This is a genomic window from Pseudomonas sp. SK2 (assembly GCF_016772395.1).
In the GTDB taxonomy this organism is placed as follows: Bacteria; Pseudomonadota; Gammaproteobacteria; order Pseudomonadales; family Pseudomonadaceae; genus Aquipseudomonas; species Aquipseudomonas taiwanensis.
Genome location: NZ_CP061944.1, coordinates 5,354,057 through 5,368,370, shown reverse-complemented (window position 1 = coordinate 5,368,370; position 14,314 = coordinate 5,354,057). Strand labels below are relative to the sequence as shown.

At 62.0% G+C, this 14,314-nt stretch carries 13 protein-coding genes; 11 read left to right on the top strand and 2 right to left on the bottom strand.

What is annotated here, in order from left to right; genetic code table 11:
• Nucleotides 1-9: 9 nt before the first annotated feature.
• The 3 genes from IF103_RS24375 (at nt 10) to IF103_RS24365 (ending at nt 2,015) form a co-directional block, all read left to right on the top strand.
• On the top strand, nt 10-1,092 hold the full coding sequence (locus IF103_RS24375) for a 5-(carboxyamino)imidazole ribonucleotide synthase (RefSeq protein WP_186598619.1): 1,083 nt from the start codon (nt 10-12) through the stop codon (nt 1,090-1,092).
• A gap of 96 nt (nt 1,093-1,188) precedes the next feature.
• Nucleotides 1,189-1,434 carry a GlsB/YeaQ/YmgE family stress response membrane protein gene (locus tag IF103_RS24370; protein WP_010955824.1) on the top strand — a complete coding sequence of 82 codons (246 nt, stop codon included), beginning with the start codon at nt 1,189-1,191 and terminating at the stop codon, nt 1,432-1,434.
• Between the two features lie 47 nt (nt 1,435-1,481).
• Nucleotides 1,482-2,015: a DUF3299 domain-containing protein gene (locus IF103_RS24365; protein WP_023383065.1), complete on the top strand. Its 534-nt coding sequence runs from the start codon at nt 1,482-1,484 to the stop codon at nt 2,013-2,015.
• Between the two features lie 63 nt (nt 2,016-2,078).
• On the opposite strand, the gene IF103_RS24360 is transcribed toward IF103_RS24365, so the two are convergent.
• The gene (locus tag IF103_RS24360; protein ID WP_023383064.1) at nt 2,079-2,975 is read right to left on the bottom strand and encodes a D-hexose-6-phosphate mutarotase; all 897 of its coding nucleotides are present in this window, start codon (nt 2,973-2,975) and stop codon (nt 2,079-2,081) included.
• 71 nt (nt 2,976-3,046) lie between these two features.
• A complete protein-coding gene (locus IF103_RS24355) occupies nt 3,047-3,445 on the bottom strand; it encodes an acyl-CoA thioesterase (RefSeq protein ID WP_003253317.1) in 399 nt (132 codons plus the stop codon).
• A 359-nt stretch (nt 3,446-3,804) separates the two neighbouring features.
• Between IF103_RS24355 and IF103_RS24350 the strand changes: the two genes are divergently transcribed.
• The 8 genes from IF103_RS24350 to IF103_RS24315 all read left to right on the top strand — a co-directional run bounded on the left by IF103_RS24350 (nt 3,805) and on the right by IF103_RS24315 (nt 14,287).
• A complete protein-coding gene (locus tag IF103_RS24350) occupies nt 3,805-5,094 on the top strand; it encodes an MFS transporter (RefSeq protein WP_202675760.1) in 1,290 nt (429 codons plus the stop codon).
• Between the two features lie 225 nt (nt 5,095-5,319).
• Nucleotides 5,320-6,318 (top strand): phosphate ABC transporter substrate-binding protein PstS, encoded by a 999-nt coding sequence (locus IF103_RS24345; protein ID WP_003258169.1) that lies wholly within the window; start codon nt 5,320-5,322, stop codon nt 6,316-6,318.
• Between the two features lie 138 nt (nt 6,319-6,456).
• Nucleotides 6,457-8,745: an ABC transporter permease family protein gene (locus IF103_RS24340; RefSeq protein ID WP_202675759.1), complete on the top strand. Its 2,289-nt coding sequence runs from the start codon at nt 6,457-6,459 to the stop codon at nt 8,743-8,745.
• A gap of 17 nt (nt 8,746-8,762) precedes the next feature.
• On the top strand, nt 8,763-10,433 hold the full coding sequence (gene pstA / locus IF103_RS24335; protein ID WP_023383061.1) for a phosphate ABC transporter permease PstA: 1,671 nt from the start codon (nt 8,763-8,765) through the stop codon (nt 10,431-10,433).
• Nucleotides 10,434-10,505: 72 nt separating this feature from the next.
• Nucleotides 10,506-11,339: a phosphate ABC transporter ATP-binding protein PstB gene (pstB, locus tag IF103_RS24330; protein ID WP_023383060.1), complete on the top strand. Its 834-nt coding sequence runs from the start codon at nt 10,506-10,508 to the stop codon at nt 11,337-11,339.
• 63 nt (nt 11,340-11,402) lie between these two features.
• Nucleotides 11,403-12,161, top strand: a complete 759-nt coding sequence (gene phoU, locus IF103_RS24325; RefSeq protein ID WP_023383059.1) for a phosphate signaling complex protein PhoU — start codon at nt 11,403-11,405, stop codon at nt 12,159-12,161.
• Nucleotides 12,162-12,326: 165 nt separating this feature from the next.
• On the top strand, nt 12,327-13,238 hold the full coding sequence (locus tag IF103_RS24320; protein ID WP_023383058.1) for a response regulator: 912 nt from the start codon (nt 12,327-12,329) through the stop codon (nt 13,236-13,238).
• A gap of 149 nt (nt 13,239-13,387) precedes the next feature.
• Nucleotides 13,388-14,287 (top strand): peptidoglycan DD-metalloendopeptidase family protein, encoded by a 900-nt coding sequence (locus IF103_RS24315; RefSeq protein WP_023383057.1) that lies wholly within the window; start codon nt 13,388-13,390, stop codon nt 14,285-14,287.
• Nucleotides 14,288-14,314: the final 27 nt, after the last annotated feature.

The window sequence follows — 14,314 nt, the reverse complement described above, 5'->3', positions numbered from 1 at the left end:
GCTGAACCCATGAAGATCGGTGTAATCGGTGGCGGCCAGTTGGGCCGCATGCTGGCTCTGGCGGGTACTCCGCTGGGCATGAACTTCGCTTTCCTCGACCCGGCGCCGGACGCCTGTGCCGCCGCACTGGGCGAGCACCTGCGTGCCGACTATGGCGACCAGGACCACCTGCGCCAGCTGGCCGACGAAGTCGACCTGGTGACCTTCGAGTTCGAGAGCGTCCCGGCCGAGACCGTGGCTTTCCTGTCGCAATTCGTACCGGTGTACCCGAGCGCCGAGGCGCTGCGCATCGCCCGTGACCGCCTGTTCGAGAAGAGCATGTTCCGTGACCTGGGCATCCCGACCCCAGCCTTCGCCGACATCCTCTCGCAGCAAGATCTGGACGCTGCCGTGGCCACCATCGGCCTGCCGGCGGTGCTCAAGACCCGCACCCTCGGTTACGACGGCAAAGGCCAGAAGGTCCTGCGCACGCCCGAGGACGTGGTCGGCACCTTCGCCGAACTGGGTAGCGTACCGTGCCTGCTCGAAGGCTTCGTGCCGTTCACCGGCGAAGTCTCGCTGGTGGCCGTGCGTGCCCGGGATGGCGAAACCCGTTTTTACCCGCTGGTGCACAACACGCACGAGAGCGGCATCCTGCGTCTGTCGGTGGCCAGCGAGGCTCACCCGCTCCAGGCGCTGGCTGAAGACTATGTTGGCCGTGTACTGCAGAAGCTCGACTACGTGGGCGTCCTGGCGTTCGAGTTCTTCGAAGTCGACGGTGGCCTGAAGGCCAACGAAATCGCCCCGCGGGTGCACAACTCCGGGCACTGGACCATCGAAGGCGCCGAATGCAGCCAGTTCGAGAACCACCTGCGCGCCGTTGCCGGCCTGCCACTGGGTTCGACCGCCAAGGTGGGTGAGAGCGCGATGCTCAACTTCATCGGCGAAGTCCCGGCGGTCGACAAGGTCTTGGCTATCGAAGATTGCCACCTGCATCACTACGGCAAGGCCTTCAAGGCCGGACGCAAGGTGGGTCACGCCACATTGCGCTGCCAGGACATGCCCACCCTCAAGAGCAAAATCGCCGAGGTAGAGGCGCTGATCAGCAACTGATCGAACTTCTGCCACGGGCAGGGTCTCTGAAATGGCAACAAGCCAAAGCGCTGTCTAGGCTTTGGCTTGTTCCATCTTCACTGCAGAGGGACTGCCATGGGCATCATTGGAACTATCTTCATCGGCCTCATCGTTGGCCTGCTGGCGCGCTTCATCAAGCCAGGGGACGACAGCATGGGCTGGATCATGACCATCCTGCTGGGTATCGCCGGCTCCTTGCTCGCCACCTACGGTGGGCAGGCCTTGGGGATCTACCAGGCGGGCCAGGCTGCAGGCTTCTTCGGAGCGCTGGTAGGTGCCGTCGTCCTTCTGGTGATCTATGGATTCATCAAGAAGCGTTGAATAGGCGGTAGAATGCCCGGCAATTCATCCGAGTTGCCGAGCATTTCATGCGAGCCTTTTTTCTCATTCCCTTGCTTCTGGCCAGCACCCTGGCCCATGCCGAACTGCCCGAGACCGACTGGCTGGAGCTGATGCCCAAGTCGGATCAGAAAGCGCTCGAGCAGATGCCCGAGATCGACCACAACTCGCCGGAGGCCATGGGCACCTTCACCGACAAGGGCGGCCTCAAGCAGAGCAAGGGCTTGCCGGCGGTGATGTACTCGACCAAGACCGTGGCGGCGATGGACGGCCGGGAAATCCGCTTGGGTGGCTACCCGGTGCCGTTGGAAAGCGATGCCAAGGGCAACAGCACCTTGTTCTTCCTGGTGCCGTACCCAGGAGCTTGCATTCACGTGCCACCGCCGCCGCCCAACCAGCTGGTGCTGGTGCGCTACCCGAAGGGACTGAAGATCGACGATATCTACACCCCGCTTTGGGTCAGCGGCAAGCTGAAGGTGGAGAAGGTCAGCAATGACCTGGCCGATGCGGCGTATGCGATGGATGCGGGGCAGGTGAGGGTGGTTGAAGACGCCGACCTCTGAGTGCCTGCGCCGGCCTCTTCGCGAGAGAACCCTAGAAGAGGCCCATGAGCTAGGCGCAGGCTGTCAGATCGTGTCACTACCCACCCGGACCTGCAGCGAACTGCTGGCCCCAGGTTCCAACTCCACTACGTCATCCCACACGTTCGCCGTCTCGATGCACAGCATCCGTTGCCAGCCATCATCGGCCATGTCTGGCAGTTCGCGGGCGCGGTCGGTCCATGGGTTCCAGATCACCGCCGAGCGTGAACCCTGGCTGCTCAAGGTGATGCGCCGGTTCCAGTGTGGATCGACGATGCTCAGTCGAGCGGGTGTGTTCAGGTAGATGCGGTCGGTCTCGCCGGTGAAGCCCAGTGCACCCTGTTGTTGGCGTTGCTCCCAGTCTGCCAGGGTCTCGATGTAGCTCAGCCCCTCGACGCCTTCGACCCGCGCCTGTCGCACATCGCTGAGCGCAAAGTAGCTGTGCAGGGCCTGGCTGATGGTGACCGGGGTAGTGCCCTGATTACAGCTGGTCAGCGTCAGCGTCAGGTCCTGGTCCAGCTCCACCACAAGCTTGAGTTCGACTTCATGAGGCCAGCCGGGCAGTTCACCCTTTGCCTCGGGCAGCTCGAACTCGATGCGCAGGCCATCGCCAACTTCTTCGATACCCAGCAATTGCCAGTCACGCGTGCGCGCCAAACCATGGGCAGGCGGCTGCTCGCCACGGTACATGGCCTGCACCGACTGGGGGTTGCGCTGCAGATTGCCGAACCACGGCCAGCACACTGGCACCCCCGCGCGCACCGACTTGTCCTTTCGGAAGATGGCCTGGTCGCTCAGCCACAGCAGCGGTGGCTCGCCCACGCGCTGGTAGCTGAGGATCTGCGCACCCTGCTGGGCGATCAGTAATTCGGCGCGGTCGCTGGTGATGCGCCAGCAGTTGAGTTCGCCATGTTGCTCGGATTCGACCTTGAAGGTAGCCATTGCGCTCGTCTCATTGAATGCCTGTGGGTCTTGGACCCTGTGACTTGCAATGAGTTTACCGCTCGCCGGGCTCAGCGACGAGGCACAGAGCGGGTGCGGCCGCTGCCATCGATGGCCACGAAAACAAATACCGCTTCGGTCACCTTGCGCCATTCGCTGGACAGCGGGTCGTCGCTCCAGACTTCCACCATCATCTGGATCGAGCTGCGGCCGATTTCCAGGGTCTGGGTATAGAACGACAGCTGCGCGCCGACGGCCACCGGGACCAGGAATGCCATGCGATCGATGGCCACCGTGGCAACCCGGCCGCCGGCGACGCGGCTGGCCATGGCGGTGCCGGCCAAGTCCATCTGGGCAACCAGCCAACCGCCGAAGATGTCGCCGAAACCGTTGGTTTCGCGGGGGAGTGCGGTGATTTGCAAGGCCAGGTCGCCTTGCGGAATAGGATCTTCTTGTTCGAGCTCAATCATGCGGTGGGGCCTCTGACCCGTGACGCTTCGTTGGTATGGCGCAAGGCCGTGAAAACGATTCAGCTCGAAACATACTACGCTGATTTCGCTTTGCTGGGCGGCCGTAGGGAAACTCTGCGAAACCGCCTGAGCATAGTGACCGGCGTTTTCGCACAACATCCCACAGTTGGACCAACCTTTTTCCTACGAGTGGGCAGTATATAGAGCAGAACAGCCAGCGACGACCGTGCATTGATGAATATCTGTATGGATTTTGTATCGCTAACGATGCGCCTCGGCAATTTGCTATCTTCGCCTGTCTCCCAATCCAGAAGCCGCGTGCCAAGCGGTCTGCATGACCTACAAGAGAACAACGAGCGATGACCTCCGTGCCCAGCAGTATCGAGCAGCCTTCGCGGCCGCTGACCCGCAGTGACTACAAGACTCTCTCACTGTCCGCCCTTGGCGGAGCGCTGGAGTTCTACGACTTCATCATCTTCGTATTCTTTGCCACCGTGGTCGGCAAGCTGTTCTTCCCGGCCGACATGCCTGAGTGGCTGCGCCTGATGCAAACGTTCGGCATCTTTGCCGCCGGCTACCTGGCGCGGCCGCTGGGCGGGATCATCATGGCCCACTTCGGCGACCTGCTGGGTCGCAAGAAGATGTTCACCTTGAGCATTTTCATGATGGCGCTGCCAACCTTGGTCATGGGCCTGCTGCCGACCTACGCGCAAATTGGCATGTGGGCACCCATCCTGCTGCTGCTGATGCGCGTCATCCAGGGCGCGGCCATTGGTGGTGAGGTGCCGGGTGCGTGGGTATTCGTCTCCGAGCACGTACCAGCGCGCAACACAGGTTATGCCTGCGGCACCCTGACTGCGGGGCTTACCGCCGGCATCCTGCTGGGTTCGCTGGTCGCGACCCTGATCAACAGCGTGTACAGCGCCGAGGAAGTCGCCGGCTACGCCTGGCGTATCCCATTCCTGCTCGGTGGCGTGTTCGGCCTGTTCTCGGTGTACCTGCGTCGTTGGCTGCATGAAACCCCGGTGTTCGCCGAAATGCAGGAACGCAAGGCACTGGCCGAAGAGCTGCCATTGCGCGCGGTACTGCGCGATCACCGTGGCCCGATCATCCTGTCCATGCTGCTGACCTGGATGCTGTCGGCGGGTATCGTCGTGGTGATCCTGATGACTCCGGCGTTGCTGCAGAGCATCTACCACATCAGCCCCACCGACTCGCTCAAGGCCAACAGCCTGGCGATCGTGCTGCTCAGCCTCGGTTGCATCGGTGCCGGCAGCCTGGCCGACCGCTTCGGCGCGGGCCGCGTGTTCGTGGTTGGCAGTCTGCTGCTGCTGGCAAGCTCCTGGACCTTCTATCACAGCCTGCCGGTCCGGCCTGACCTGCTGTTCCCGTTGTATGCCTTCACTGGCCTGTGCGTGGGCGTGATCGGGGCGGTGCCTTACGTAATGGTCAAAGCCTTCCCGCCGGTGGTGCGTTTCAGTGGCCTGTCGTTCTCTTACAACGTGGCATACGCCATCTTCGGCGGCTTGACGCCAATGGTGGTCACTGCGCTGCTGAAGGTCAGCCCGATGGCGCCCGCCTACTATGTGGCGGGGTTGTGCGCCGTTGGTCTGGTCGTGGGCCTTTATTTGCTCGCCAACAAACGCTGATTGGCAGAGGTACCGCTCCGATCGCTGGCAAGCCCCGACCCTGTAGGTGCCGGCTTGCCAGCGATAAGGTTCCCCCTTTCTGAAACATCCTGAAAAGGCCATCCCGGCAACCGGTGATGGCCTTTCATCCAATTGTCACATTGAAGTCATATCGTGTTCATGCGGCCTGCAGATACTTGGGCCCGATCCATCCAACACCCCCAATATTCCTGCTAGGAGCAAGGCATGAAACTGAAGCGTTTGATGGCGGCCCTCACCTTTGCCGCCGCTGGCGTTGCAACCGCCAATGCGGTAGCCGCTGTCGATCCTGCGATCCCGACCTACACCAAGACCACCGGTGTATCGGGCAACCTCTCCAGCGTCGGTTCCGATACCCTCGCGAACCTGATGACTCTGTGGGCCGAGGCCTACAAGAAGGAATATCCGAACGTAAACATCCAGATCCAGGCTGCCGGCTCCTCCACCGCGCCACCTGCGCTGACCGAAGGCACCGCCAACCTCGGCCCGATGAGCCGCAAGATGAAGGATGTCGAGCTGCAGGCCTTCGAGCAGAAGTACGGCTACAAGCCGACCGCCATCCCGGTTGCCGTCGACGCCCTCGCCGTGTTCGTACACAAGGACAACCCGATCAAAGGCCTGACCATGGCCCAGGTCGATGCGATCTTCTCCTCGACCCGCCTTTGCGGCGGCAAGGCCGACGTCAAGACCTGGGGCGACCTGGGCGTGACCGGCGACCTGGCCAACAAGCCGGTTCAGCTGTTCGGTCGTAACTCGGTGTCCGGCACCTACGGCTACTTCAAGGAAGAAGCCCTGTGCAAAGGCGACTTCAAGCCTAACGTCAACGAACAGCCTGGCTCGGCTTCGGTCGTGCAGTCGATCAGCTCCTCGCTCAACGGCATCGGCTACTCGGGCATCGGCTACAAGACCGCCAGCGTCAAGACCGTAGCCCTGGCCAAGAAAGAAGGCGGCGAGTTCATCGAGGACAACGAAGCCAACGCCCTGAACGGCACTTACCCGCTGTCGCGTTTCCTGTACGTCTACGTCAACAAGGCCCCGAACAAGCCTCTGGCCCCGCTGGAAGCCGAGTTCGTGAAGCTGGTCCTGTCGCAAGCTGGTCAGCAGGTCGTGGTGAAGGATGGCTACATCCCGCTGCCGGCCAAAGTGGTCGACAAGACCCTGGCTGACCTGGGCCTGTCCCACGCAGGTAACGTTGCAAAGAAGTAAGTAACTGAGGAAGAGGCCGGCGCGGATGCCGGCCTTTTCCACGAATTCCCAGTCCGAAGCCAGGGTTCCTGAGCGGCGGGCTTTTGTGCGTCAACGCACTGTCATGTTTTTGTCATACGGGACCGCTAGGGTGTGCGCATGAATGATCTGGCCAACTCCACAATGACCCAAAATTCCCCTCCCGTGCGGATTGACTTCAATACGCCGGAGCTGCAACGCAAGCGCCGCATGCGCGCCCTCAAGGATCGCCTGACCCGCTGGTATGTACTGGTGGGCGGGCTTGCCGTATTGGCAGCCATTACCCTGATCTTCTTCTACCTGGCCTATGTGGTGCTGCCACTGTTCCAGGGCGCCGAGCTGACCAGCAAGAAGGCCCTGGAGCCGACCTGGTTGCAGCAGGACGCCGGCAAGCCGCTGATGATCGCGCTTGAAGAGCAGAACCTGGTGGGCATGCGGGTTTCCGACAAGGGGCAGGCGCTGTTCTTTGACTCCAAGACCGGTGCCGAAGTGAAGCGCGTCGACCTGCCGTTGCCAGCTGGCACCCAGGTCAGCTCGATCAGTACCGACCAGCCGGGCAGCCCGCTGGTGGTGTTGGGGTTGTCCAACGGCCAGGCGTTGGTGTTCCACCACACCTACAAGATCACCTACCCGGACAACAAGAAAACCATTACCCCCGACATCGACTTCCCGTACGGCCAGGCGCCGTTCGTGCTCGATGACGAGGGTCGTCCGCTCGAGCACGTAAGCGTGAACCTCAATGGCGAGACCTTGCTGCTGGCTGGTTCCACCGGTTCGCACCTGCAGGTGGTCGAGCTGACGAGCACCGAGAACATGATGACCGGCGAGGTCACCACCGAGCAGAACCGTATCGAACTGCCGCAGATGACCGAAGTGGTGAAGAACATCTTCATCGACCCGCGTCAGCAGTGGCTGTACGTGATCAACGGTCGCGCCACTGCCGACGTCTTCAGCCTGCGTGAGAAAAGCCTCAATGGCCGCTACAAGCTGCTTGAAGACGGCCAGGCCGAAATCACAGCCACTGCCCAGCTGGTCGGCGGCATCTCGCTGATCTTCGGTGACTCCAAGGGGGGGCTGAGCCAGTGGTTCATGGCGCGTGACCCCGATGGCGAATCGCGCTTCAAGCTGATCCGCAGCTTCCAGATGGGCAACGCGCCTGTCGTCCAGATCGACGCCGAGGAGCGCCGCAAGGGCTTCATTGCGCTGGATGCGGCAGGCAAACTGGGCGTGTTCCACAGCACTGCGCACCGAACCCTGTTGGTCGAGCAAGCGGCTGAAGGCCCGGGTATCCTGGCGCTGTCGCCGCGCGCCAACCGCATCATCATCGAGGAAGGTGGCAAGCTGCTGCCACTGAGCCTAAAGAACCCGCACCCTGAAATTTCCTTCAGCGCGCTGTGGGGCAAGGTCTGGTACGAAAACTACGACGAGCCGAAGTATGTATGGCAGTCGACCGCATCGAACACCGATTTCGAACCCAAGCTGAGCCTGTCGCCGCTGACCTTCGGTACTCTGAAGGCCGCCTTCTACGCGATGATCCTGGCTGCTCCACTGGCCATCGCCGCCGCCATCTACACCGCTTACTTCATGGCCCCGGGCATGCGCCGCAAGGTCAAGCCGGTGATCGAACTGATGGAAGCGATGCCGACGGTGATCCTGGGCTTCTTCGCCGGCCTGTTCCTGGCCCCGTACCTGGAAGGCCACCTGCCAGGTGTGTTCAGCCTGTTCGTGATCATGCCCCTTGGTATCCTCCTCACAGGCTTCACCTGGAGCCGTCTGCCTGAGTCGATCCGCCTGCGTATTCCAGACGGCTGGGAAGCCGCGATCCTGATCCCGGTGATCCTGGTGATCGGTTGGTTCGCCCTGTACATGAGCCCGTTCATGGAGACCTGGTTCTTCGGCGGCGACATGCGCCTGTGGATCACCAACGACCTGGGCATCACCTACGACCAGCGCAACGCCCTGGTAGTTGGTATCGCCATGGGCTTCGCGGTCATTCCGAACATCTACTCCATCGCCGAAGACGCCGTGTTCAGCGTGCCGCGCAGCCTGACCCTGGGCTCCCTGGCCCTGGGTGCGACACCGTGGCAGACCCTGACCCGCGTGGTCATCCTCACCGCCAGCCCGGGTATCTTCTCGGCGCTGATGATCGGCATGGGCCGTGCGGTTGGCGAGACCATGATCGTGCTCATGGCCACCGGCAACACCCCGGTGATGGAGCTGAACCTGTTCGAAGGCATGCGCACCCTGGCCGCCAACGTGGCGGTGGAAATGCCTGAATCCGAAGTCGGCGGCAGCCACTACCGTGTGCTGTTCCTCGCTGCCCTCGTGCTGCTGATGTTCACCTTCATCATGAACACCTTGGCCGAGCTGATTCGCCAGCGTCTGCGCAAGAAATACTCGTCGCTTTGATAGGAAGGTAGAGATCCGTGAAAAAGGATTCCCTCAAAAGCTGGTTCAAGAGCGGCGCCCCAGGCGTCTGGATCAGCGGTGGCGCGGTCGCCATGGCGGTGATCATGACCGTCGGCCTGCTGGCGGTGATCGCCGTGCGCGGCCTGGGCCACTTCTGGCCGGCCGACCTGGTCCAGGCCACCTACAAGGTGCCGGGCCAGGCCGACCATATCGTCATCGGTGAAGTGGTACAGAAAGAAGAAGTCCCGCGTGCCCGTCTCAAGGGTGCTGGCTTGCCAGTACCGGACGAGGGGCCGGAGTTCATGACCCGCGAGCTGATCAAGGTCGGTAACCGCGACCTCAATGGCAGCGACTTCACCTGGGTGGTCGGCGAATGGCTGGTCGACGAGCAGAAGCCGGTCGACCTGATCGCCCTGGAACGTCGCGAGTGGGGCAACTTCTACGGCTACCTGGTCAGCGTCAAGGAAGAGGGCAAGGTCGTCGCCGAAGGCCCTGCGGCCTGGAACGAGCTACAGACTCGCCTCAAGCGCGCCAACCAGCTCAACAGCGAGCTGCAGAGCCTCGAGAAGAAAGACATTGGTGCCATCAACCATGGCCTCGAACGCCTGCGCCTGCATGCCCGTAAACTGGAGCTGGACGGCAAACTGGACGCCGCTGCCCAAGCAGACATGGACGCCGAGCGTGCCGAGCTGAACAGCCGCTACAAGGCCATCGAAGACCGACTGACCAGTCTGCACCAGGCTTTTGCCCGTGACAGCCTGGTGGCGCGTGACGGTAATGGCCGCGAAGTCGAGATCAACCTGAGCAAAGTGGTACATGCCATCCAGCCGAACGCCATGTCCGGCATGACGAAGATGGGCACCTACTTCGCCAAGGTCTGGGAGTTCCTCAGCGACGACCCGCGTGAAGCCAACACTGAAGGCGGTATCTTCCCAGCCATCTTCGGTACCGTGATGATGACCCTGATCATGGCCGTGATCGTCACCCCGTTCGGTGTGCTGGCCGCCGTTTACCTGCGCGAGTACGCCAAGCAGGGACCGGTGACCCGCCTGATTCGTATTGCGGTGAACAACCTGGCGGGTGTTCCGGCCATCGTCTACGGCGTGTTCGGACTGGGCTTCTTCGTCTACGTGCTGGGCGGTTCGATCGACCGTCTGTTCTTCCCCGAAGCGCTGCCGGCACCGACCCTGGGTACTCCGGGCCTGCTGTGGGCCTCGTTGACCTTGGCACTGCTGGCCGTGCCCGTGGTGATCGTGGCCACCGAGGAAGGCCTGGCGCGCATTCCACGTACCGTGCGCGAAGGCTCCCTGGCCTTGGGTGCGACCAAGGCCGAGACCCTGTGGAAAATTGTCCTGCCGATGGCCAGCCCGGCCATGATGACCGGCATGATCCTCGCGGTGGCCCGCGCTGCCGGTGAGGTCGCGCCGCTGATGCTGGTGGGTGTGGTGAAACTGGCACCGTCGCTGCCGGTTGACGGCAACTACCCGTACCTGCACCTGGATCAAAAGATCATGCACCTGGGCTTCCACATCTACGACGTCGGCTTCCAAAGCCCTAACGTCGAGGCCGCGCGGCCGTTGGTGTACGCCACCGCGCTGCTGCTGGTGCTGGTGATCGCCACCCTAAACCTCTCGGCGGTGTGGATCCGTAACCACCTGCGCGAGAAGTACAAGGCTCTCGACAGCTGAACCTGATTGCAAGCGTGCCGCCCGCCCGTCGGGCGGCCCTTTGAAACGCATTGATAGCGTATGGAGTTGACCATGCAGCATGAATCCCACGCCCACGGCATCGACATGTCGGCCCTGGGCCGCGACAAGCAGAGCCTGCGCCTGGCCGAAGAAACCGTGGCCATCGAAGTACCGGGCCTGTCCCTGTTCTATGGCGAGAAGCAAGCGCTGTTCGATGTGCAGATGAATATCCCCAAGCAGCGCGTGACCGCCTTCATCGGCCCGTCCGGTTGCGGCAAGTCGACCCTGCTGCGTACCTTCAACCGCATGAACGACCTGGTTGACGGTTGCCGCGTGGAAGGCGCGATCAACCTGTACGGCAACAACATTTACCGCAAGGGCGAAGACGTGGCCGAGCTGCGTCGCCGTGTGGGCATGGTGTTCCAGAAGCCCAACCCGTTCCCCAAGACCATCTACGAGAACGTGGTCTACGGCCTGCGCATCCAGGGCATCAACAAGAAGCGTGTGCTCGATGAGGCTGTCGAATGGGCACTCAAGGGCGCTGCCCTCTGGGATGAGGTGAAGGACCGCCTGCACGAATCGGCACTGGGCCTCTCTGGCGGTCAGCAGCAGCGTCTGGTCATCGCCCGCACCATCGCGGTAGAACCGGAAGTGCTGCTGCTCGACGAGCCATGCTCGGCACTGGACCCGATCTCGACCCTGAAGGTCGAAGAGCTGATCTACGAGCTGAAATCCAAGTACACCATCGTCATCGTGACCCACAACATGCAGCAGGCGGCCCGTGTCTCGGACTACACCGCGTTCATGTACATGGGCAAACTGGTCGAATTCGGGGATACCGACACCCTGTTCACCAACCCGGCGAAGAAGCAGACCGAAGACTACATCACCGGTCGCTACGGCTAACAACCGAAGCCAGGGAACGACACGAACTTCTTGAAGCTTGCAGCTTCTTCGCGGAGCGAGACGATGATCAACAAAGAAAGCCTTACGCATCACATTTCCCAGCAGTTCAACGCCGAGCTCGAAGAGGTGCGCAGCCACCTGCTGGCCATGGGTGGCCTGGTCGAGAAGCAGGTCAACGACGCCGTTACCGCGCTGATCGAGGCCGACTCGGGCCTGGCCCAGCAAGTGCGCGAAGTGGACGAGCAGATCAACCAGATGGAGCGCAACATCGACGAGGAGTGCGTGCGCATCCTCGCTCGCCGTCAGCCTGCCGCGTCCGACCTGCGCCTGATCATCAGCATTTCCAAGTCGGTGATCGACCTGGAGCGCATTGGTGACGAGTCGACCAAGATCGCCCGCCGTGCCATCCAGCTGTGCGAGGAAGGCGAATCGCCGCGTGGCTATGTCGAGGTTCGCCATATCGGCGACCAGGTGCGCAACATGGTGCGTGACGCGCTGGATGCGTTCGCCCGCTTCGACGCCGACCTGGCATTGTCGGTGGCTCAGTACGACAAGACCATCGACCGCGAGTACAAGACCGCGCTGCGCGAGCTGGTGACCTACATGATGGAAGACCCGCGCTCGATCTCGCGGGTACTGAGTGTGATCTGGGCCCTGCGTTCGCTGGAACGCATCGGCGACCACGCGCGCAACATCTCGGAGCTGGTGATCTATCTGGTGCGCGGCACTGATGTGCGCCACCTGGGCCTCAAGCGCATGAAAGAGGAAGTCGAAGGAACGGCCGATAGCGCTAATGTTCCGGCCGGAGCGGACGATAAATAGGATTGCTCCCGAGCCTCAACGCCCGGCCTGTGCCGGGCGTTTTCGTTTGCGGTCGAGCAGCCAGCAGGCACCCGCGAATGATGTGAAGAACTCCCGGCGTGGTCCATGTTTTGGCAAATGGCCATCAGTCAGCGTTATGCTAGCCGGGATTCAAGAGGAGTATCGATGAGTAAAGTCAATGTGCTGGTCGTGGATGACGCACCGTTCATTCGTGACCTGGTGAGGAAGTGCTTGCGCAATGCCTTCCCCGGCATGGTCATCGACGATGCGGTCAACGGCCGCAAGGCCATGACCATGCTGAGCAAAGAACCGTTCGACCTGGTGCTGTGCGACTGGGAGATGCCGGAAATGTCCGGTTTGGAACTGCTGACCTGGTGCCGTCAGCAGCCCGAGATGAAGAACCTGCAGTTCATCATGGTAACCAGCCGTGGTGACAAGGAGAACGTGATCCAGGCCATTCAGGCCGGCGTCTCAGACTTCGTCGGCAAGCCGTTCACCAACGAGCAGCTGCTGACCAAGGTAAAAAAGGCGCTGACCAAGATCGGCAAACTCGAAGGCCTGGTGGCGGGTGCGCAGGCACGGGTCAACTCGGCATTCGCCAACGACTCGTTGAGCGCCCTGACTGGCGGCAAGCCTGAAGCGGCCAAGGTCTCGGCGCCCGCGCCTGCCTCAGCCCCGGCCCCTGCCAAACCCTTGATCAACGCGCCAACCCCCACTACCGCCGCTGCTGCTGCGCAGACGGGCCGTGGTCAGGGGCAGCTGCGGTTGTCCAGCGGTACACAGCCTTGTGTGATCAAGGCCTTGAGCCTCAAGGAAGCCTTGCTGGTGGTTCGGCGTAGTGCGGTCCTGCCACAAGTGCTAGAAGGTGCGGTGTTGGACCTGGAGCAGGGCGAGAACGCCGAGGTGGCACGTTTGAACGGCTACTTGCATGCGATTGCGGCTCTGGAACCGAAACCAGAGAGTGATTGGCTGCAATTGACGTTCAAGTTCGTCGATCAGGATGCACAGAAGCTGGATTACCTGTCGCGCCTGATCGCGCGCGGCACCCAGCAGAAGCATTTCACTCCGGGGGCCTGAGCCCATCGTCGATAAGCTGGCGCCTTGGGTTGCACGACCACCAGGTGCCGGCTTGTCGGGTGCTGGCTGTTCACCCGACCAACTGCAGCCCATCGGCCAAATCCCCCTGCTAGGCTTCGACAGACAATAACTGTCAAAAAGCCACTATCATGCCAGCCTCTCGCCTGCTGCTGTTCTGTGCCTTGCTCACGGCTTCGGCGTCGAGCCTGGGCATGACCATCTACAAGACCGTCGACAATTTCGGCGTGGTCTCGTACTCCGACCGTTACAGCCCCGGCGCGAAAACCTTCGAGCTGCGTGAGCCGATGCTCGAACGGATCGAGGGCAAGGTGCGTTTGCAGACCGAGACCTTTCCTGGCGGTGTGCGCTTTGTCGTGCGAAATGACCTGTACGTACCGATGCAGGTCGAGCTGCGTATCGACAAGCTGGCCAACGCCTTTGGCGGCAACGCGCCCCGCACCGTGCGCGCCATCGTCGGCCCGCGTTCGAGCAAAACGTTGAGCTCGGTGCTGGCGGCGCCGGGCGGGCCGCTCAAGTATGTCAGCCAGTTCCAGTACGCCATGGGAGACCCCACTCAGCGCTCGCTGGCTTACCGATATCCCTTCCCCTGGAAAGGCGGACCGTTCCGCTTGACCCAGGGGCCCAATGGCCGTTTCAGCCACTTCGGCCCTAAGGGGCGCTATGCCATGGACATCGCCATGCCAGAGGGCACGCCGATCATCGCTGCGCGGGGTGGGGTGGTGGTCAGGATCGAGAACAACCAGAGTGGGCGGGGCACCAACCCGTCGGGCAACTTCGTGCGTATTCTGCACCCGGACGGCACCATGGGCGTCTACCTGCACCTGATGCGCGGGTCGGTGGTGGTCGCTGAGGGGCAACAGGTGGTAGTAGGGCAGGCCTTGGCCAAGTCGGGCAACACGGGCAACAGCACCGGGCCACATCTGCATTTCGTGGTGCAACGCAATGTGGGGCTGGCGCTGGAGTCGATACCCTTTCAGTTCGACCGGCCGATTGGCGGGCTGCCGGATTTTACCGCTGGCAACCCTTGAGGAGGGTGTGGGCTTCACCGTCGGCAA